Genomic DNA, 19899 nt, shown 5'->3' on the forward strand with positions numbered 1-19899 from the left:
TTCATTCAACTGTTATTTACAATAATTTGTTTCTATTTTCCTATTAAATATTAAAAATTAACTATGAATCTGGAATTAGTGGATAAACACCGAGAAACTATTCAAAAAGCAGTACAGGCTTTGCATGACCGTACTTTCTTTGCATACTACCCTGAAAACCCATCGCCGGACGTGTATGGCGAAACTGCCGATAAGGAAGGTCGCGAGAAGTATAAAAACTTTCTGAACAATAAATTTACGGAACTACTGCAGCAGGAAGAGCAAGCCTGGGTAGGGCAGGAGGAGTCGCCGTACGAGCAGCAGCAGCTCGGCGTTAAATACCCTTTCTTTGAGCCGGATACCCTGATCAGCCGTGCTGAAGAGGCGTATCATCAATGGCGTAAACTAAAGCCAGCCGATCGTGCAGCGCTGCTTGTGGAGGCGCTGGAGCAAATGAAAACCCGCTTTTTCGAAATCGCCTATGCTACCATGCACACTACGGGGCAGGCTTATATGATGTCGTTTCAGGCTTCCGGCCCTCACGCAGCCGACAGAGCCCTTGAAGCCATTGCGGCTGGCTACGAAGAGCAAACCCGTTTTCCGGAAAGCACGGAGTGGGAAAAGCCAATGGGCAAGTATAACCTGAAGCTTAACAAAACTTGGAAAGCAGTACCGAAGGGTGTGTCGCTGGTAATTGGCTGCTCTACCTTCCCGACCTGGAATACCGTGCCAGGCATGTTTGCCAGCTTGGTAACAGGCAACCCTGTTATCGTGAAGCCGCACCCGAAAGCTGTGCTTCCTATTGCTATTGTTGTGGCTGAGGTGCAGAAGGTGCTGCAGCAAAACGGCCTAAACCCGAACATCTGTCAGCTGGGTGTGGATGCCGATGACCGACTGATTACAAAGGAGCTGGCAGAAAACCCGAAGGTTAAGCTGATCGACTATACTGGCGGCACTGAGTTTGGAAACTATGTGGAGAGCCTTTCAGGTAAAACTACTTTCACTGAGAAAACCGGCGTTAACTCTATTATCATAGATTCTGTGGAGAACCTGGACAAAGTGGTGCAGAACCTGGCCTTCTCGGTTACGCTGTACTCTGGCCAAATGTGCACAGCTCCTCAGAACTTCTTTATACCTGAAACAGGTGTGAAAGTAGCCGGCGAAACAGTGCCTTACGAGCAGGTAGTGGAGAAAATTGCCGGAGCCGTAACAGCCTTGGTAAATAACCCTAAAGCTGCGCCGCATATCATGGGTGCCATTCAAAACCCGGCCACTGCGGAGCGTGTAAAAAGTGCTGCTTCGGTAAAAGGGCGCGAGGTGCTTAGCACTTGCGATTTCGAGAACCCGATGTTCACCAACGCGCGCACCTGCACACCGGTAATCTATGAAGTGGATGCCACTGAAAAAGAAAGCTACAGCCGCGAGTTGTTCGGGCCGGTGGTTCTGATCATCAAGACCAGAAGCACAGACCAAAGTATAGAACTGGCTAAAGAAATGGCCATTAATTTCGGGGCCATCTCGTGCGGAGCTTATACTACTGACGATGACGTGAAAGAGAAGATTATGGACGAAATGGGCTTAGCGGGTACTCCGGTAAGCTTTAACCTGACAGGCGGTATTTATGTAAATCAAAATGCCAGCTTCTCCGACTTCCACGTAACAGGGGGCAACCCTGCAGGTAACGCCTCTTTCACTAACCCTGAGTTTGTCATAAAACGCTTTACATGGGTTGGCTTTAGAGAGCCTGTAATGGGATAACCTGTAACGAGATCACGTATAAAAACAAAGCCCCTGCCGCAAGCAGGGGCTTTGTTTTTATTTTATCATATTGTCTGCATCGCTGTGCAGGTCGTTAATGTTGTTGTGCAAATCTTTCCAGTGCTGCTGCTCATTGCTGGGGTCGCCCATCTTCTGGATGATCAGTTCCCGCTTCCGCTCCAGGCCGGCAATATGCTCATGGTACGTATGGTTAGAGTCTGCCGCAGTGGCGTTAATGCGACCCTTGAGGGTTTTAATCTTGTTATCCAGTTCATCCAGGCTTTTCTGTACCTCGCCTTTAGTCAAATGGTCTGGGGCGCGCATGTTTTCAGGTTTAATAGGGTAATTATCCATAGTATAATAGCTTTGTTGTAGAATTGCTTTTTGGGCTTCTTACCACTATTACTAATTTTTTAGTCAAAAGGATGTGTGGTGGCAGCAGCTTATAAAAGTATGGAGATAATGCGGGGCCTAAATCAGCAAGATAACAGGTGAGATTCTACCATCTGTTTAAGTTTTGCGTTAATGGCACCTGATTTAGCAGGGTATTATGCTGCGTACGTAACACATGTATTTTCAATAATTTAGTTTAATGCAGGATTAAAATTTGAATTTACAGGTTAGAGTACGATATTCGCAAAAAGTTAAACAGAATAACTTGCAGCTGTAGGTTTAGTAGGTGCGACTGGTGAAATTTTAAAGGAATTGAGGCATAAATGAACAACCTGATGAAGCCCTACAATTATCCCTTAAATCTTGTGTTATTGGTAGACGACGACGATACCACTAACTATCTGAATGAGCGTTTGCTCAAAGAAATGCAGGTGGCGAAGGAGATTAAGTTGCTGAAAAACGGCAAAGAAGCATTAGATTATCTCACAAAGGCAGAAGGCCCTGAGGCAGAAGCAGCATACAAGCACCCGGATCTAGTTTTCCTGGATATTAAAATGCCTGTTATGGATGGCTTCTCTTTTTTAAATGAGTACCACAAGCTTAATTTTGAAGAAATTAACCCTGTTATTATACTTATGCTTACTTCTTCAGCAAGCTTTTACGATCTGGAGAAGCTAAAGCAGTATAATAAGGTAAAAAAGCATTTCTCCAAAGCGCTCACCAAGCACGATGTGCACGAAATAATAGAAGAATTTTTTAAAAGAAGCTAAAATAAGAGAGGCGCTGTATTTATTTGCAGCGCCTCTCTTATTTTAGCTTTCCTGTACGATTTCTTCCTTGGGCCAGGTAAAAGAAAACCGGCTGCCCCTCCCTTGGGAGTCAACCCATATATTGCCGCCTTTTTCTTCTATAATTTTCCGGACAATAGAAAGCCCAAGCCCGGAGCTATCCGGCCTCGACATAGCATTGCCTGATTCATACATACTGAAAATCTGGTGCTGCGCCTCTTCGGCAATTCCCGGGCCGTTATCCTCCACTGTAAAGTATAGCCAATCCTGCTGAGCCTCAAAATTGATGCGGACAAATGCCTTTTCCGGCTGGTCGTGGTACTTTATAGCATTGCCCAGCAGGTTGCTGAACACCTGGTAAAGGTATATTTCCTGAGTGTAAAGTATAGGCAGCTCTGGCTGAACATCTATTTTAAATAATGGCGGCACATTAAGCGAAGAGATAACCTGGTGCAGCAGCACCTGCATATCAATTACTTTTTTAGGCAAGTTGTGGTGCCCCGCCAACGAGTAAGCAAGTATGCCTGTTATCAGGCGGTCCATTTTCTGAGTCTGCTGACGAAGCATCGGGAAAACATGGTTAGCCTCCTCCAACTGTCCGGCCTCCAGGCACGCCTCCAGTGCGGTTGCAATTCCGTTGATGTTCTGCAGCGGCGCGCGCAGGTCATGCGACACGGTGTGTGCAAAGGCATCCAAGTGCTGGTTAATATCTTGCAGGATGAGGTTTTTCTTCTCCCGCTCGTCCAGCAGCTGGTTAATCTCTTGGTTAGACTTCTGTAGCTGTGTGTTCAATCGCCGGATCTCTTGTAGCTGTTGCTCTGCCTCCAGGTTTCTGATGCGAAGTTGTTCCAGTACCTCCAGGAGCTGCATGTTCTGAGTCTTGATCTCGGCATAAGGAGATATGTCTGCTTCACGCTCAAATTCTAAAGCCCACTTCTCTAAAGTATCTTTGCTGATGCTCGGGCCGGTGGCCGGAAGTTTTTTCAGGAGCTTTACACGGGTACCTTTTGCAAAATCGCTCTCTATCTCAAACAAGTCGGACAGCTTTTTTGAGTTGATGATTCCGGAGCCGCGGGAGTTGATTTTATAAGCCCTGTTTTCAAGTATAAGATCAAGGTTGCCGATGCCTCGCCCTCTATCAGTTACAAAAGCTTCCAGGTACTTAAAGCCGCTGACTTCTGATATGTTAAACTGTATGGTGCCGCTGCCAACATGCTCCACCACGTTGCGGCAAATCTCAGAAACGGCCGTAGCAAACTTGGTCTGGTTGGCTTGTTGCAAACCTAGCCGCTCAGAAAGCTGCATGGCTCTCTTGTAAGCCAGTACTACATCCAGCTCGTTGTTAATATTTATTTTAAGTATACTAAGCTGCATTTTGCTTAACTTCTACTTTTACATACTACAACCAAAGAATCATCTGTTTGGCGACTATTGTCTTTGTAGAGCAAAGCTGCCACAGTGGTAGGTAAATGGCGGTTTAAAGCCTGGTATTTGGTAAGATCCCACCTGGATTTGATTCCGTCTGAGTGTAGGATCAGCATACGGTGCCGTCCCCAATCAAGTTCCTGCTCGCTAAGTGTATTTGGGATATTGTGGCCTAAGATACCATTATAGGAGAACACGTTCTTATACGGGCTGCTGCCAAAGGTTGCATCGGGTGCATACAGTTTGCCTGCAATATTACCAATTCCGCAATAGCTCATGCGGTTGCTTGTTCCGCTGATGTTGGCCACAAAACCCACGGCACCACGTGTGCGCTTAATGTTATGATGAATCAGGCGTAGGGCATCGGTAGGCAGAAGCGGGGGAGAAGAGGTAAACACCTGTGCGGCAAGCTCTGAGGCTTCGTGTGCGCTTGGGCCATGCCCCAGTCCATCCAGGGCTAGTATGTATACTTCAGTTTCCTTTTCAATGATAGCCAACCCATCGCCACAAACTGTTTCTTTAGGCTTAGGCACCATAACATAACCAATCTCGTGGTGCCTTGCAGGCTGTGTTGCAGAGGTGGTTTTAACAGGCTTTAAAATCCTGGAAAGTATAACCGTGCCGACTCCCTGCTGAGAGTAAAGGTCAAAAACGTCTGACTGTCTTTTTATGGCGCCAAGTCCTTCCCCAGCAGTGCCGAAAGTAGAAATTCCATCTTCCTGCATCCGGATTGGGTCAGTCATACCAGGGCCGTTATCAAGGCTAATCACCTCTATACCCTCAGCCGGTGTGCCTCCTAATACGCGTAAGAGCAACTCACCACCCTGCACGGTATGCTTTACCAAGTTGGATACCATCTCGGCAACCACGATGTTGAGCTTTCCTACGTCGCTAACGGACATGCCGGCAGCAGCAGCTACACGCGCAATTTCTCGTTTAGCAATACTGGCGTAAGATTTATCTGGTATAAGAAAACGTTGGTGTTGCTTAACGTCCATGTTTCCAGTGTATTATTGTTACAGTGGTGCCTTCGCCCACTGCGCTCTTGATATCAAACTCATTTACGAGCCTTTTGGCGCCGGGCAGGCCGAGGCCCAAACTTTTTCCGGTAGAAAAACCGTCTCGCATAGCCTGCTGCACATCGGGTATACCTGGTCCCTGATCTTCAAAAATAAGCCTGATGCCTGACTGAGCGTTCTTGCTTATGGTTTCCAGCATTACTTTGCCGCCGTTGCCATACTTAAGCATATTCCGAACTAGTTCGCTGGCCGCAGTGATGAGCTTTGTCTGGTTTACCAGGCTCATACCTATTTTAGTGCTTAGCTCACGAACCCGGTTACGAAAGGGTACAACATCCTGCTCTCGCACGATTTGCATCGTGTCTTTAGTCATTACAATCATCCGGGGCCTCCTCGTCTTCTTCAGGATCTTCTAAGATGCCTATTTTATCCTGTAAGAGCTCCATGCCTTTTTCTACATCGAGGGCAGTATAAACACCCTGTAATGTAAGGCCAAGCTCTACCAGCGTAATAGCTACGGCAGGCTGCATACCCACCACAACTGTTTCAGCATCCATGATCCGCGACATAGAGGCAATGTTGCCCAGAATGCGGCCCATAAAGGAATCTACTATACTAACTGCGGAAATATCGATGAGCACACCTCTTGCACCGGTCTTACTCACCATGCTGATCAGGTCGTTTTCGAGGTTCAGGGCTAACCGGTCATAAAGGTCTACTTGAATGGTGACCAGTAGGAACGGCCCCATTTTCAGAATAGGAATTCTCTCCATTTTACTAAACTATCGGCTAATGCTAAAGCCTGTTTTCTTACTACTGTTCCGAACCTCTACGTTGCGCATGCTAAAGGCTAACTGCAGGGCAGTTGCCAAACTTGCTTTTGTTTTGATATTAGAGAGGTCAATGCCTAAATGCACGATAGTCTGTGCAATCTCTGCACGGATACCGCTAATAATACATTCAGCTCCCATTAGGCGGGTGGCGCTCACCGTTTTTATAAGGTGCTGGGCAACTAATGAGTCTACAGCTGGTACACCAGAGATATCAAGAATAGCAATGCTGCTACCTGTGTTCACAATCTCTTGCAACAGGTTCTCCATTACAATTTGAGTACGGGCGCTGTCTAACGTTCCGATAATTGGAAGAGCAAGTATACCATCCCAAACACGGATAACAGGAGTAGATATCTCATTGATCTCATCCGTCTGGCGCAGGATCACTTCTTCACGCCCTTTAATATAAGTCTCAAAAGTAACGACACTAAGGTTGTCTAATAACCTGTGGATAATGAGTAGCTCTTTGTAAAGTACTTCTGGCTGGTCGCTATGCTTTTCTTCTAAAATAGCGCTTAGTGCCTGCTTAAGGCTCAATACATACATACCTGTCTCGCGGGGGCTAAAGCCTTGGCGGGCGCGGGTAATAGAAATATCACTTAAGATTTCAATTACAGTTTCATATTCAGGAGCGTGAATATTATCTACGTTGCCTGTTGATGTGGCACGGGCAAGCGAACTGATAAGCTCATCAGACTGGCGACGCAGCTCCTCGTTTGATATTAAATCATCGCGGAGTGAATTGTCTTGTAGTTGATTTTGCATCCAAGTTTCCAGAATTTTACTCTTATTATTCTGTAATAACTGAGCTGTTGTGTTCATAATAAAGGGTTAGCCGATGTATACTAGGTATAGGTGTAAAATGATTTGGTACGATAAGCTTAAAGATATAAAATATATGTTTAACTACAGCACTTAACTTTTGTTGAGGTTGGCTGCATGTGTTTACACTTTGCTGTATATCAATAATATAGATAATTTTTTAGTTAGTTGGTAGCGCAAAGTATATGTCAAACCGGATCAAAAATTTAATATACTTAAAGCCTTTTGAGCTGAAATACGGCAAAAGGTTAATGTTAAAAGCTTAAATATTAACTTCTTGGTAACACTTCAGTATCTATGCAGGTGAGTTAGCTGTCAGTTGTGGAGAGTTTCAAAAATCTGCCACTCAGTATATTGCCGGATAATTTTCATGCGCTCAATTCGATTTTAAAATGTACAAAAATTGTTTTTTAGACAAACCTAAAACTATACTTTTGAGTATTGAACATTGTAAGAATGTATGTCTAAAAAGTAATTATGAAACACCTCAATACGCTTATTTTATTATTAACGGTTTTCTCCGTGCAGGTAGTGGCGCAGAAAGGCAGCATTAGCGGCTATGTTCGCTCGGCAGACAGCCCGCTGGAGTTTGTGAACGTGGGGTTGAAAAATACCAGCTTGGGCGCCTCCACAAACCAGAACGGATACTTTAGCATCAAAGAAGTGCCCTATGGCACCTACGAAATCACTACTTCCTTTATAGGTTTTGAAACGCAAACAAAACGGGTTGTTGTTAGCAGCCAAAACCCTCAGGGCACAGTTAATTTTAACTTAAAAGAGGCTGCCGCCCGGATAAGCGAGGTTGTGATTTCGGGTACAATGAAGGAAATGACAAAGCTGGAGAGCCCAGTGCCGGTGGAGGTTTACACTACGGAATTTTTTAAAGCCAACCCAACTCCCTCTGTGTTCGAGTCTATGCAGCACGTGAACGGCGTGCGGCCACAGCTTAATTGCAACGTGTGCAACACCGGCGACATACACATAAACGGGCTTGAGGGGCCTTATACGATGGTGATGATCGACGGCATGCCCATAGTAAGCGGGCTCTCCACAGTATATGGGTTAACCGGTATCCCGCAGTCGCTGATGGAGCGGGTGGAGGTTGTAAAAGGCCCGGCCTCCACGCTCTACGGTTCTGAGGCTGTGGGAGGCTTGATTAACATTATTACTAAAAAGCCGTCTTCCGCGCCGCTTACCGCTGTAGATGTGTTCGGCACAAGTTGGGGCGAGGTAAACGCTGATGTGGGGATGCGCTACGCCGCCGCAAATAAAGCGCAGGGCCTGTTAGGGGTAAATTACTTTAACTATCAGAACCCTATTGATAACAACAGCGACAACTTTACTGATGTAACACTGCAGAACCGTATTTCAGTATTCAACAAACTGAGCTTTGCGCGCAAGAGCAATAAGCCTTTCTCGGTGGCAGGCCGCTATGTGTACGAAGATCGCTGGGGCGGCGAGATGAACTGGAATAGCGAGAACCGTGGAGGGGAAGAGGTATACGGCGAGAGCATTTATACCAGCCGCTGGGAAGCTTTCGGGACTTATCAGCTACCGGTGGATGAAGTCATCAATTTCCAGTTCAGCGCTAACGGGCATGACCATAACTCTGTGTATGGCACCACTTTGTATTACGCCAACCAGTACATCGGCTTCGGGCAGCTGACCTGGAACAGGCTTTTTGGTAGAAAACATGATGTGCTGATGGGCCTGGCTTACCGCTATACTTACTACGACGACAACACGCCAGCCACAGCCGAAGCCGACGGTGCCGGAAATGAGCCTTCGGTGACGCACCTGCCGGGCCTCTTTCTCCAGGACGAGATCATCCTGAACGAGCAGAACAAAATCCTGCTTGGTGCCCGCTACGATTATAACAGCCTGCACGGCAACATTTTTACGCCCCGCCTCAACTATAAATGGACCTCTGAAAACAAAAATAACGTAGTGCGCCTGAGCGTGGGCAACGGCTACCGCGTAGCCAATGTGTTCACTGAAGACCATGCTGCCCTGACCGGTGCCCGTGAGGTGGTATTTGAAGGGGAGCTGGACCCGGAAACATCCTGGAACGCGAACCTGAATGTGGTAAAGCAAATTTATACCGGCAACAATTCCTTTATCGGTCTGGATGGGAGTCTTTTTTATACTTATTTCAACAACCGCATTGTGCCTGATTATGAAACAGACCCGAACAAGATCTTTTACAGCAACCTGATGGGCTCAGCCGTTTCGAAGGGAGTGTCTCTGAACCTGGATATGGCCTGGACGAACGGCTTGAAAATATTGGCTGGCGTTACTGCCATGGACGTTACGCTGGAGGAGAACGGTAAGCGCAGAAGGCAGCTGCTGACCGAGCAGTTTACTGGCGTCTGGAATGTTGGCTATACTTTTCTTAGGGCGGGCCTGACGGTAGATTATACCGGTAACCTGTACGGGCCTATGCGCCTGCCTCTGCTTGGGGAGCTGGATGACCGCCAAGAGTACTCCCCCTGGTGGAGTTTACAGAACATACAGCTTACCAAAGCCTTCGGCAGCCAATGGGAAGTATACGGGGGCGTGAAAAACCTGCTCAACTTCACGCCTCCGGCCAACAGCATTGCCCGCTCCTTCGACCCCTTCGATAAAGAAGTGCAGTTTGACGACCAGGGGCAGGTGGTTCCGACTCTCAATAATCCTAACGCGCTCACTTTTGACCCTTCCTATGTATATGCGCCTAACCAAGGCATCAGAGGGTTCCTGGGCGTCCGTTATACTTTGAGCAAATGATAATACTTCGCCTGCTGACCATACTTCTATTGACTCTCTGCCTGCAGACAAACGCACAGGGCAGTCTGTCAACTGGACTGATTTTGAGCATCTGGGCGACAGCCTGCGCAGAGAAAGAAAACCGCTGCTGATCTTCACCCAGACCGATTGGTGCAAATTCTGTAAAATGCAGGAGCACATCACTTTCATGGACAATGCTTTGGTGCAGGAGCTGAATAAAAGGTTTTACTGCCTGCGCCTGCATGGTGAGAGCAAAGCTAAGATTAGTTTTTTGGGTAAAATATACTGCTACCAACTCAACGGGTACCATGAATTGGCCGAAATGTTGGCCCGAGCGAACGGTGAAGTTACTTTCCCGACTACAGTGGTGTTCTTGGATAACCCGCAGGTTTTGATCAGGTATAGCGGGTATATAGGGCCGGAGGAGTCAAGGAGTTTTTTGAAAAGCTACATCGCCAAGAAAACCGATGAGCGGGGTAACTCCCAAAATGAGTAAGCTGGGCTGTTACAATTTACTGTAAGTGCTGCGACAGTGGGCCTACATTTTCCTTATTAGTTGTCATTTCACTTAAATTGTCTCTGATATTGTAAGCAGTAGTAAACCGATTAATGTGAATACGGCAACAAAAAAGCGCTAACTACTTTAGAAGTAATTAGCGCTGAAATTATACTTGTGCACCCGAGAGGATTCGAACCCCTAACCCTCGGAGCCGAAATCCGATATTCTATCCAATTGAACTACGGGTGCAAAGAGTATGCAAAAATAGCAAGTAAACCCACAATACGAAACATCTGTTAATAAAATATGCTAAAATCTGCTATATAAGTTACTTCCCAAAACATTGCTGCTTATTCTGTAGTTAAACCTACCAACGATAGTAAATTTAAATAGCTGAAAACTATGAAGAAACTGTATACGGCAGAGGTTACTGCTACCGGAGGCCGTCGTGGTCAAGTTACATCCTCAGACGGTATTATAGACATGAAATTAGCGCTTCCTGAAGGCTTAGGAGGGCAGGGGGGCGCAACTAACCCAGAACAGTTATTTGCCGCAGGGTATGCTGCCTGTTTCCAGAGCGCATTATTGGTAGTAGCTGGTAAGCATCATTTACGCCTTGACCCGGAATCTACCGTGTCGGCGCACGTAGACCTGAACCAGAACGAGGATGGTGGCTATGGCCTAAGCGTGAAACTTGAAGTAGATATCAAGGGAGTAGAAAAAGACAAAGCAAAGGAACTGGTAGACGAAGCGCACCAGATTTGCCCGTACTCCATTGGCACTCGCGGTAATATAGAAGTTGACCTGCACGTAGTGTAGCAAGTATAAAAAGGTTTAGATGGTCAGTTGAGCTAGAATCAACTGCCAATCTAAACCAAGTATAACTAAAAAGGGCTGCCAAAACTGGCAGCCCTTTTTAGTTATTTAGTAAGCGGATTAAGCTTCAGCTAATACTTGCTTTACTTTCTCAGCAGCTTCTTTCAGTACAACGGCAGAGTATACCTTAAGGCCAGACTCGTCGATGATGCGAGCACCTTCCTCAGCGTTTGTGCCTTGCAGACGAACAATGATCGGAACCTTGATGTCTCCGATGTTCTTGTACGCCTCAACCACACCGTTAGCCACTCTGTCGCAACGAACGATACCACCGAAAATATTGATCAGGATAGCTTTTACGTTCGGGTCTTTCAGGATGATCCGGAAACCAGCCTCAACCGTCTGTGCGTTTGCCCCACCCCCTACGTCAAGGAAGTTAGCAGGCTCACCGCCAGAAAGCTTAATGATATCCATGGTAGCCATTGCCAGACCTGCACCGTTTACCATACAGCCAACGTTACCGTCAAGCTTTACATAGTTTAGGTGATACTCACCAGCCTCAACCTCCAATGGGTCTTCCTCTGTGATATCACGCAGGGCAGCCAGATTTTTGTGGCGGAACAGCGCGTTATCGTCCAGGTCTACTTTGGCGTCAACTGCAAGTATTTTATTGTCTGATGTCTTCAACACCGGGTTGATCTCGAACATAGAAGAGTCAGTCTCAACGTAAGCCTTGTACAGGTTCGTTACAAACTTAACCATCTCCTTAAATGCTTCGCCTTCCAAACCGAAAGCAAATGCAATTTTACGAGCCTGGAATCCCTGTAAGCCAACAGCCGGGTCGATCCACTCTTTAATGATTTTTTCAGGAGATTTCTCAGCAACCTCCTCAATGTCCATACCACCTTCGGTAGAGGCCATGATCACGTTCTGACCTTTAGCGCGGTCCAGCAGGATGCTCAGGTAGTATTCTTTTGGCTCAGAATCGCCTGGGTAATACACATCCTGTGCAACCAGAACTTTCTGTACCAGTTTGCCTTCTGGGCCAGTCTGGTGCGTTACCAGCGTCATTCCCAGAATCTGATCAGCGATTTCTTTCACCTGATCCAGGTTTTTGGCCAGTTTTACACCGCCACCTTTACCACGGCCACCCGCATGGATCTGAGCTTTGATTACGTGCCAGCCTGTGCCGGTTTCTTCAGTCAGTTTCATGGCAGCTTTAACTGCCTGGTCTGGCGTCTCAGCCACGATACCCTCCTGGATACGTACTCCGTAGCTCTTTAAAATTTCTTTAGCCTGATATTCGTGTATGTTCATGCTTTCAGTTTTAATGGACGCACGAAAGTAAGCTTTTGTCGGCTTAAATTCAAGTAATCGGTTTTTAAAATATTCCTTGTCTAAAAGCTCCTCAAGGCGCTTTTGCAACGTGCACTGCTGCTATTCAGTAACAGAGTATACTTTAAAAGCCTCATCGGACTTAATTAAATAGAGAAGTTTATGTTAAATGTGTACTTGTATGCTAAGCGGGTGGCAATCGCCGCTCTTGTGGTACTGCTGATTGTCACCGGGTTCTACCTGCTGGGGCAGCACGCCTACTTTTTCCTGCTGGTGTTTGCAGCCATCCTGCTGGCTGTGCTGTTCTGTGGCATAACAGACTGGATAACTGCTAAACTGCATTTAAAACGGGGGCTGAGTTTGCTGCTGGCCGTGCTGTTCTTCTTCGGCGTAATCATAGCGGCTTTCTGGCTAATAGCTCCAACAGTGAGCGAACAGGTGCAGGAGATGCGGCAGACTATACCGCAGGCAGTGTCGCGGGTGCAGGACTGGCTGAGCCAGTATGGATGGGGGCAAAAGCTGGTGGAGCAGGTGCCCGACGACATGAGTAAAGCCATACCCAAGCAAAACGCGATGCTGTCTAAAGTATCGGGGATTTTCTCAACCACGCTGAGTTTTCTGGCTGATCTGTTTATAGTTATCATCACAGCACTTTTTCTGGCCTCTAACCCTGCGCTGTATACAACTGGCCTCACAAAACTTTTCCCGCTACGAAACCGCTCACGTATATCGGAAGTGCTTGGCAAGAGCTACGCAACTTTAAAATCATGGCTGGTAGGGATGTTGTCTGCCATGGCCATTATAGGTGTAAGCTCTGCAATCGCCTACAGTTTAATTGGGCTACCGTTGGCGTTTGCACTGGCCCTGATCGCTTTTTTTCTGGCCTTTATACCTAACGTTGGGCCATGGATTGCCGGCTTGCCTGCTGTACTTGTTGGCCTTACTGTGAGTCCGCAGATGGCGCTGTATACTTTGCTGATTTATAGTGCCATTCAGATGGTGGAAAGCTATATGATTACACCGATTATATTTCAGAAGACCGTGGATTTACCGCCGGCACTGCTGCTCTTTTTCCAGGTGCTGCTGGGTATTTTTGAAGGGGCGCTGGGGCTGCTTTTGGCTGCGCCTATACTTGCCGTGCTGATGGTTTTGATAAATGAATTTTACGTGAAAGATGTGTTGGAAGCAGAACCTGTAGATGCCTCGAAGGAGGAACAAACGGAGGGAAAGATAGCCTCGTCTGAAGTATAAAAAAGCCACTGATACAAACCAAAGGCAAGTATAAGCCACTGGCTGAAGTATAAGCAACGCAGCAACTGCAAAATTTTTGTAGCTTTGGCTTATTAATTTACGTTTTCAGGGCCAAACTCATACTTAACAGAACGTGCTGCAGGTAAAGAATATTCATAAAAAATACGGTGCGCTGGAGGTGCTTAAAGGCATCGACCTAACCATTGCCACAGGAGAAGTTGTATCGATAGTAGGGGCTTCGGGAGCCGGTAAAAGCACCTTGCTGCATATTCTGGGTACGCTAGATACGGCAGATACCGGTGAGGTAATGTTTGATGATAAGAATATCGCCCGTATGAATGCCGCAGAAATGGCGCGTTTCCGTAACCGGCACATAGGCTTTATCTTCCAGTTCCATAACCTGCTGCCTGAGTTTACCGCACTCGAAAATGTATGCCTCCCGGGCTTTCTGGCAGATAGGCCTGAGAAGGAGGTACGGCAGCGGGCCGAGGAACTCCTGACGATGCTCCACCTCTCGCACCGCCTCGACCACAAGCCTTCTGAAATGTCGGGTGGCGAGCAGCAGCGCACAGCTGTAGCAAGGGCGCTTATTAACTCTCCTAAAATTATTTTCGCTGATGAGCCGAGCGGTAACCTCGACTCCAAAAATGCGCAGGAACTGCACGATATCTTCTTCCGCCTACGAAATGAGTTCAACCAGACGTTTGTGATTGTAACCCATAACGAGCAGCTTGCCACCATGGCCGACAGAACGCTGGTAATGAAGGATGGCCAGATTGTGGAAGAGCTGAGGGTAAGGGTGGATTAGAAATTTCAAGACTTTTAAAGATGTGAGGGACGGGCTGTGGCTTGTCCCTTTTTTTATGTATCAGGTTTTACAAGATGTTGTAGTGTGCTATTGTTTTTTTTAACTACTGATTTTATAACCAGCAAACTGTTAAGGATTTAGTGGCTTTAAAGTTTACATATCTTCATCTCCGGAATCTACGTATGTATACTTCCTCCTTTTCTCAACTTTTAGCTTTTGGGTAGAGCTTTGGCAGTAGCCAAATTTTCTTTGAAAATATTTTATAACAAACTGATAATCAGTCTTTTAATTTGTGTTTAATTTCTGATTTTTTGCACTATTTACGCTGCTGCTCTGTTTAATATATGTAACTAACTATGAAAGCTAAATGAATATGAATCAACCTAATAAGGAGACAAAGGTGCAGAAGAAGCCGAAGATTGAGAGCTATGATATAGCCAAGTCTGACGAAACGCTCCACCTGGCCGTTGACCTGGCGAAGTTCATAAAGGAAAACCGCCTTTACCAGAACATCCAGGGAAAAGAATATGTGAATGTGGAAGGCTGGCAGTATGCCGGTTCTCGCTTGGGTATTTTGCCAGTGGTAGAGCACGTGGTGAACATCAGCAGCGATGACGAGATAAAATACCAGGCAAAGGTTAACCTGCTTGATCTGCGTAGCCAGCAGGTGGTAGGTGCCGGCTTTGCCATCTGTTCTAACAAGGAGCAGGGGAAGAAGTATTATCAGGAGTTTGCCATTGCCTCTATGGCGCAAACGCGTGCTATCGGTAAGGCATACCGTAATATTTTGGCCTGGGTTATCCGGGCTGCCGGCTATGAACCGACTCCCACTGAGGAAATGGATTATGGCGGCAATGAGTCTGCCGCTAAGCCTGCAGTGCCAACCGAAAAGAAAGCTACAATGAAGTCTTCTACGGCGGCACCAGTTGCGGAGGCTGAGAACAATGAAGAGCAAAGCGCCAGTGTGCGTTATGCGTCGGCTAAGCAGAAGGAAGAGATCATTCGCCTGCTGAATAACCCGACTATTACGCGCCAGGAAAAGACAAAAATGCTGCTGAACATTAACCGTTTCGACGAAGAGCGTGCCGCGCAGGCCATCGAGAAGTTAACCAAGGTGATTGAGGAGCGTGAAGACGGACAGTCGGCAGCTGCATAAGTATACTTTCAAAACTAGCTAAAGTCCCCATCTCTGCTGAGGTGGGGACTTTTTGATTTTAAGGCAGAAAACAATGTGTGTTGCAGAAAACAATGTGTGTTAAAGATGAAAGGTTGGCTCCGGAAGTGGCTGGGCGATGCCGTGCTTGTGGGATCCAAAGCCAGAATTGCAACAAACAGGTTGTGATGCAAAGTTCAGCGGTAGCTAGTAAGTAAGTTGTTGGAGGCAGACGCTTAGGGAATACAGATATACGGCTTAAGAAATCCGTAGCAGGCAAATAGAGGACAGAGAAGGCCGGAACAGCGAAGCTTACTTTATACTTGCTGTTGCAAATCATACTTTACAAAAGTATAAACACGACCTCCGGCGTTGGCTTCTGTTTGCTAAAGCTTATCTTCGCAGTAAAGAAGCAGCCATACGTTGGAGGATATTCACCACATACTTAAAACCTACTGGGGTTATGACTCCTTCCGGCCATTGCAGGAGGAGATTGTACAGTCGGTGCTGGCAGGGCAGGATACTTTGGCACTGCTGCCGACTGGCGGCGGAAAATCGGTCTGCTTTCAGGTGCCAGCTATGGTTTTAGATGGTGTTTGCCTGGTTATAACACCACTCATCGCCCTGATGAAAGACCAGGTAGAGAACCTGAAGAATCGTGGAATAGCTGCCGTAGCCGTGTACGCTGGCATGAGCCGCCGGGAGATTGATATTGCCTTTGACAACTGCGTGTACGGTGGCGTGAAGTTTCTGTATCTCTCTCCGGAGCGCCTGCTCACAGAAATGTTCCAGGAGCGTGTGAAGCGCATGAAAGTGGGGTTGCTGGCGGTGGATGAGGCTCACTGTATCTCGGCTTGGGGATATGATTTTAGGCCGCCATACCTGCAATTGGCAGAGTTGCGCGAGGCGTTGCCCAGTGTTCCTGTTATCGCACTCACAGCCACAGCTACCGAACTTGTAAAACTGGACATACAAGAGAAGCTGAACTTTCCGAAGCACAACGTTTTCCAGAAGAGTTTTGCCCGCGCCAACCTGTCTTACTCCTGCCTTCAAACAGAAGATAAAACAAACCGACTACTGGAAATTATGCAACGGATGCAGGGCCAAAGTATAGTGTATGTGCGCAGCCGCCGCCAAACGGTAGAGATGGCTAAGTTTCTGCAGAGCCGCCGGATTTCCGCCGCCGCTTACCATGCCGGTCTTAAGTTTGAAGAACGCAGTGCCGTGCAGCAGCAGTGGGTGGAAGATAAGGTACGGGTAATTGTGGCCACCAATGCCTTTGGTATGGGTATAGATAAACCTGATGTGCGGCTGGTGGTGCACCTGGATCTGCCGGAGAGCTTGGAGGCATATTACCAGGAGGCTGGCCGGGCCGGTAGAGATGAGCATTATGCCTTTGCCACCATACTTTTAGGGCCGAACGATGTAGCAGACCTGCTTCGGAAAGTAGAGGAAGCGCATCCGCCTTTGGAGTTCATCAGAAGAGTATACCAGTGCCTGGCAAACTATTATCAGCTGGCAGTTGGCAGCGGCCAGTTCAGCAGCTTTGACTTTGACCTGGCTGATTTCTCAAAACAGTATAAGCTGAAGGCACTAGAAACGCACCATGCTATTAAAAGGCTGGAGTCTGAGGGTTATCTGCAGTTGAATGAAGGGTACTACCTGCCTTCGCGGCTTATGCTCGCGCTCGAAAACACTGAACTCTATAGCTTTCAGCTGAAGAACCCTGAGCACGACAAACTTATACAGCTCATACTTAGGATGTACGGCGGCGAGGCTTTTGTGAATTTTGTGAAGGTGCGCGAGAAAAAGATGGCTGAACTGCTAAAGGTGCCAGAACTGGAACTTCGGCGCAAGTTGGAGTACCTTCATAAGCTGAAGGTTATCATGTATGAGCCTCAGCACGATTCGCCACAGCTCGTTTTTACTGCTCCCCGCGAAGATGCAAGCCGGGTTATACTTCAACCTAAAAAGCTGAATACCCTACGGGAACGGGCGCTGGATCAGGCAAAAGCAATGGGCTACTATGTGCAAACTGAGAGCCGTTGCCGTACACAGCTGCTGTTGGAGTACTTCGGAGAAATAACAGACACCCGCTGCCGCATCTGCGACTACTGCTTGTCGGAGCGTAAAAAGCAGCGGCGACTGGAGGACCAACAGGCTTTGCGTGCCAAGCTGATGCAGCTGGTACAAGTGCGGCCATACTTGCCTAAAGAGTTGGTGCAGCAGTTTGAGCCAAAACATGCTACAGCTGTAACAGAACTTATACGGGAGCTGTTAGACGTCGGTAAACTGCATTACCAGGGCAGCGGAAAATTAGAAGCGAGGCATTAATGTAACAGCTGGTCGCGCCATTTTTTACCCATTTCGGTGAGTGTGGTGTAATTATCTTTAACTTGGGGATTTGGTTGAACTAATTCTACTGTTTCTTTTCCCCAAAACTTAGCGTAATCATTATTAACCCATGAGCCTTCTCCGTTTTCGGATACCTGCAAATCGAGGAAATGAAGCGAGGCAGGTACGGCAGATAAAGGCGGTGTTTTACACTTCACACAACTGCTGGTCGCCATTGTCAGGTCTCTTGCGCTCAGCTCATTGTTATATTGAGCGGCTTTGCCAGAGATTAGATCCAGGTATGCCGTGCTGATGTTATTGTTCAGATCCAGAAACGCCAGCAGCAGTAAAACACTAACAGCAGCTTTCAGAAAAACAGGCCATCGGCTAACCATAAACCAGCTGCCTTTACGAATTATAAGCACCTGTAAAGTATAAAACCAGGCTAGCAGCAAAAAGAAGTAAATTACGTTCTGTAATCTAGGAGTAGGTCGCTCGCCGGTGGCCCACACAAACAAGAAGTTCATCAGGTAAACCGTGCCCACAACATACAGCAGCAGCAACGGCAGCGAAACCTTGAATAAGCCAGATTGACCGAGCGCTGCTTTTATTTTCTCTCCGAAAGCAAACACGTATACCAGCGAAGCCAGCAGGAGCAAGCCACCAAAACGATAAAAAGTAACCACACTAAGTATGCCGGCATATACAACAGACCACACCGGTTGCTTTGCCTGCGGATGGGATGCCATTCTGGAGAAGTTGCCCGGTGCCAGCACAACTGCCAGACTCACGAGCAGACAAAAAGCAAAAACAGCCAGAAAATAATTCCTGTTGGCAGATTGATTTATCCAACTGCTGATAAGTATAAACAGTAGCGTAGCCATGAGGTAGAGCAGTGCCATTTCGTTAGCGCCTACTATAAGCCCACCTGTTAGAGCGGCAGCCGTAGCGTAAGCTATTTTAATCTTTTGCTGACTTGTGTAAACTAGCTTATATAGGAAAAACAATACCCAAAAAAAGAGCAGATTCGGGAGTGTATAACCTAAAAAGCCTGTAAGCCAGAACAGACTTTCTGCAGTACTTGGCAGTTGCAACAGGTACAAAGCCAGAAGCAGCGAGGTCAAACCAAAACAAGCGGCGCGGGAAAGATGTGGGCGAAGCACCTGGTAGATCAGAAAAGTCAGGCTACCGGCAAAGGCAAGTATAATACCCAGTGAGTAAAATTTGTAATCCTCAAAGGATTTGGTGATAAGCGGGTTTAGCTGAAGTATGGCTGTGCTGAAAAAGCGGCCAGACCAATTCAAATAAAAATCTGCTTGCGTACTCCAAAAATTAAACTGCCCATCTCGGATAGCATAGTAATAGTCATCAGCCTGTGGGTATGCGTAGTTGGATAACAACAGAAACGGTAACAGGCAACAGATGCCAAGCAGGCTTAGAAAGAAGTAAAAGGCTTTGCTCTTAAAATTAAGGATGATAGACATATACTAGCTCTGGCTGCAGCTCAAAGATAAGTGATTTAAGAAGTATACAAGTATAAAGTACCTCGAACTGATAATCATTTATACCTGTCGCAGCTGCTCCTCTACCAGTTGCTTCAGTACAATAATCGGTTAAAATTTTATCGATCTCACCCTTTGCAACCAGATATCACTTTTTGGCATCTTAAGTATAGTCGTTACTAAAAATAAACCAAAATTATGATGTACTGGAGGAGGTTTGAATGTATAATACTGCTGGATGCTTGCCTTCTAAGTGCTTGCAAGGATAAAAACTGCATAAAGGGAGAAGGAAGTATTGAAACGCGCATGCTTGGTATTCAGCCTTTTAGCAGGATAGAGGCCAACGGAGATTTTAAAGTATACTTAGTTCAAAGCTCTTTGCCTCAGGTGGAGGCAAAGAGCGCGGTTAGCTAACTTC

General features: G+C 46.8%; 17 protein-coding genes and 1 tRNA gene. 9 read left to right on the plus strand and 9 right to left on the minus strand.

The genetic code is table 11. The features are described from left to right. Nucleotides 1-63: 63 nt before the first annotated feature. The gene (gene paaN / locus Q1B04_RS01140; protein ID WP_299754526.1) at nt 64-1737 is read left to right on the plus strand and encodes a phenylacetic acid degradation protein PaaN; all 1674 of its coding nucleotides are present in this window, start codon (nt 64-66) and stop codon (nt 1735-1737) included. A 57-nt stretch (nt 1738-1794) separates the two neighbouring features. Here the strand turns inward: paaN and Q1B04_RS01145 are convergent, their stop codons facing one another. Then, a complete protein-coding gene (locus Q1B04_RS01145) occupies nt 1795-2091 on the minus strand; it encodes a hypothetical protein (RefSeq protein ID WP_299754528.1) in 297 nt (98 codons plus the stop codon). A 374-nt stretch (nt 2092-2465) separates the two neighbouring features. On the opposite strand from Q1B04_RS01145, the gene Q1B04_RS01150 reads away from it, so the two are divergent. Further along, complete coding sequence (locus Q1B04_RS01150; RefSeq protein ID WP_299754530.1) at nt 2466-2900, plus strand: response regulator; 435 nt, start codon at nt 2466-2468, stop codon at nt 2898-2900. A 42-nt stretch (nt 2901-2942) separates the two neighbouring features. Here Q1B04_RS01150 and Q1B04_RS01155 read toward each other — a convergent pair whose 3' ends face one another. From Q1B04_RS01155 to Q1B04_RS01175, 5 genes are read right to left on the minus strand one after another with little or no spacing between them, the layout of a single operon-like run. Continuing rightward, complete coding sequence (locus Q1B04_RS01155; RefSeq protein ID WP_299754532.1) at nt 2943-4292, minus strand: sensor histidine kinase; 1350 nt, start codon at nt 4290-4292, stop codon at nt 2943-2945. A 5-nt stretch (nt 4293-4297) separates the two neighbouring features. Beyond that, complete coding sequence (locus Q1B04_RS01160; protein WP_299754534.1) at nt 4298-5341, minus strand: ATP-binding protein; 1044 nt, start codon at nt 5339-5341, stop codon at nt 4298-4300. Further along, nucleotides 5331-5735 carry an anti-sigma regulatory factor gene (locus Q1B04_RS01165; protein ID WP_299754969.1) on the minus strand — a complete coding sequence of 135 codons (405 nt, stop codon included), beginning with the start codon at nt 5733-5735 and terminating at the stop codon, nt 5331-5333. The genes Q1B04_RS01160 and Q1B04_RS01165 overlap by 11 nt, the downstream gene beginning before the upstream one ends. Continuing rightward, entirely contained in the window at nt 5728-6135 is a 408-nt protein-coding gene (locus Q1B04_RS01170; RefSeq protein WP_299754536.1) for an STAS domain-containing protein, read from the minus strand. The genes Q1B04_RS01165 and Q1B04_RS01170 overlap by 8 nt, the downstream gene beginning before the upstream one ends. Nucleotides 6136-6144: 9 nt before the next feature. Further along, nucleotides 6145-7017, minus strand: coding sequence for an STAS domain-containing protein (locus tag Q1B04_RS01175; protein ID WP_299754538.1), 873 nt, complete (start codon nt 7015-7017; stop codon nt 6145-6147). Nucleotides 7018-7494: 477 nt separating this feature from the next. On the opposite strand from Q1B04_RS01175, the gene Q1B04_RS01180 reads away from it, so the two are divergent. Both Q1B04_RS01180 and Q1B04_RS01185 read left to right on the plus strand, forming a co-directional pair. After that, entirely contained in the window at nt 7495-9783 is a 2289-nt protein-coding gene (locus tag Q1B04_RS01180) for a TonB-dependent receptor (RefSeq protein ID WP_299754540.1), read from the plus strand. Between the two features lie 91 nt (nt 9784-9874). Further along, on the plus strand, nt 9875-10279 hold the full coding sequence (locus Q1B04_RS01185) for a thioredoxin family protein (RefSeq protein ID WP_366524593.1): 405 nt from the start codon (nt 9875-9877) through the stop codon (nt 10277-10279). 178 nt (nt 10280-10457) lie between these two features. Here the strand turns inward: Q1B04_RS01185 and Q1B04_RS01190 are convergent. Further along, nucleotides 10458-10531, minus strand: a tRNA-Arg gene (locus tag Q1B04_RS01190). A gap of 153 nt (nt 10532-10684) precedes the next feature. Between Q1B04_RS01190 and Q1B04_RS01195 the strand changes: the two genes are divergently transcribed. Further along, nucleotides 10685-11101, plus strand: coding sequence for an organic hydroperoxide resistance protein (locus Q1B04_RS01195; protein WP_299754542.1), 417 nt, complete (start codon nt 10685-10687; stop codon nt 11099-11101). Nucleotides 11102-11218: 117 nt separating this feature from the next. Here the strand turns inward: Q1B04_RS01195 and sucC are convergent, their stop codons facing one another. Then, a complete protein-coding gene (sucC, locus tag Q1B04_RS01200; RefSeq protein ID WP_299754544.1) occupies nt 11219-12415 on the minus strand; it encodes an ADP-forming succinate--CoA ligase subunit beta in 1197 nt (398 codons plus the stop codon). Between the two features lie 180 nt (nt 12416-12595). Between sucC and Q1B04_RS01205 the strand changes: the two genes are divergently transcribed. From Q1B04_RS01205 to Q1B04_RS01220, 4 genes are all read left to right on the plus strand, one after another. After that, nucleotides 12596-13684: an AI-2E family transporter gene (locus tag Q1B04_RS01205; RefSeq protein WP_299754546.1), complete on the plus strand. Its 1089-nt coding sequence runs from the start codon at nt 12596-12598 to the stop codon at nt 13682-13684. Between the two features lie 133 nt (nt 13685-13817). Further along, nucleotides 13818-14492 carry an ABC transporter ATP-binding protein gene (locus tag Q1B04_RS01210; RefSeq protein WP_299754548.1) on the plus strand — a complete coding sequence of 225 codons (675 nt, stop codon included), beginning with the start codon at nt 13818-13820 and terminating at the stop codon, nt 14490-14492. A 373-nt stretch (nt 14493-14865) separates the two neighbouring features. Beyond that, a complete protein-coding gene (locus tag Q1B04_RS01215) occupies nt 14866-15648 on the plus strand; it encodes a hypothetical protein (protein ID WP_299754550.1) in 783 nt (260 codons plus the stop codon). A 420-nt stretch (nt 15649-16068) separates the two neighbouring features. Next, nucleotides 16069-17979: an ATP-dependent DNA helicase RecQ gene (locus Q1B04_RS01220; protein ID WP_299754552.1), complete on the plus strand. Its 1911-nt coding sequence runs from the start codon at nt 16069-16071 to the stop codon at nt 17977-17979. On the opposite strand, the gene Q1B04_RS01225 is transcribed toward Q1B04_RS01220, so the two are convergent. Further along, nucleotides 17976-19463, minus strand: a complete 1488-nt coding sequence (locus Q1B04_RS01225) for a DUF6056 family protein (RefSeq protein ID WP_299754554.1) — start codon at nt 19461-19463, stop codon at nt 17976-17978. The genes Q1B04_RS01220 and Q1B04_RS01225 overlap by 4 nt on opposite strands. Nucleotides 19464-19899: the final 436 nt, after the last annotated feature.

The sequence above is a fragment of the uncultured Pontibacter sp. genome, assembly GCF_947495565.1.
GTDB lineage: Bacteria > Bacteroidota > Bacteroidia > Cytophagales > Hymenobacteraceae > Pontibacter.

Coding starts and splice junctions, on each gene's coding strand:
- paaN (WP_299754526.1), top strand. CDS start 64: ATGAATCTGGAATTAGTGGATAAACACCGAGAAACTATTCAAAAAGCA.
- Q1B04_RS01145 (WP_299754528.1), bottom strand. CDS start 2,091: ATGGATAATTACCCTATTAAACCTGAAAACATGCGCGCCCCAGACCAT.
- Q1B04_RS01150 (WP_299754530.1), top strand. CDS start 2,466: ATGAAGCCCTACAATTATCCCTTAAATCTTGTGTTATTGGTAGACGAC.
- Q1B04_RS01155 (WP_299754532.1), bottom strand. CDS start 4,292: ATGCAGCTTAGTATACTTAAAATAAATATTAACAACGAGCTGGATGTA.
- Q1B04_RS01160 (WP_299754534.1), bottom strand. CDS start 5,341: ATGGACGTTAAGCAACACCAACGTTTTCTTATACCAGATAAATCTTAC.
- Q1B04_RS01165 (WP_299754969.1), bottom strand. CDS start 5,735: ATGACTAAAGACACGATGCAAATCGTGCGAGAGCAGGATGTTGTACCC.
- Q1B04_RS01170 (WP_299754536.1), bottom strand. CDS start 6,135: ATGGAGAGAATTCCTATTCTGAAAATGGGGCCGTTCCTACTGGTCACC.
- Q1B04_RS01175 (WP_299754538.1), bottom strand. CDS start 7,017: ATGAACACAACAGCTCAGTTATTACAGAATAATAAGAGTAAAATTCTG.
- Q1B04_RS01180 (WP_299754540.1), top strand. CDS start 7,495: ATGAAACACCTCAATACGCTTATTTTATTATTAACGGTTTTCTCCGTG.
- Q1B04_RS01195 (WP_299754542.1), top strand. CDS start 10,685: ATGAAGAAACTGTATACGGCAGAGGTTACTGCTACCGGAGGCCGTCGT.
- sucC (WP_299754544.1), bottom strand. CDS start 12,415: ATGAACATACACGAATATCAGGCTAAAGAAATTTTAAAGAGCTACGGA.
- Q1B04_RS01205 (WP_299754546.1), top strand. CDS start 12,596: ATGTTAAATGTGTACTTGTATGCTAAGCGGGTGGCAATCGCCGCTCTT.
- Q1B04_RS01215 (WP_299754550.1), top strand. CDS start 14,866: ATGAATCAACCTAATAAGGAGACAAAGGTGCAGAAGAAGCCGAAGATT.
- Q1B04_RS01225 (WP_299754554.1), bottom strand. CDS start 19,463: ATGTCTATCATCCTTAATTTTAAGAGCAAAGCCTTTTACTTCTTTCTA.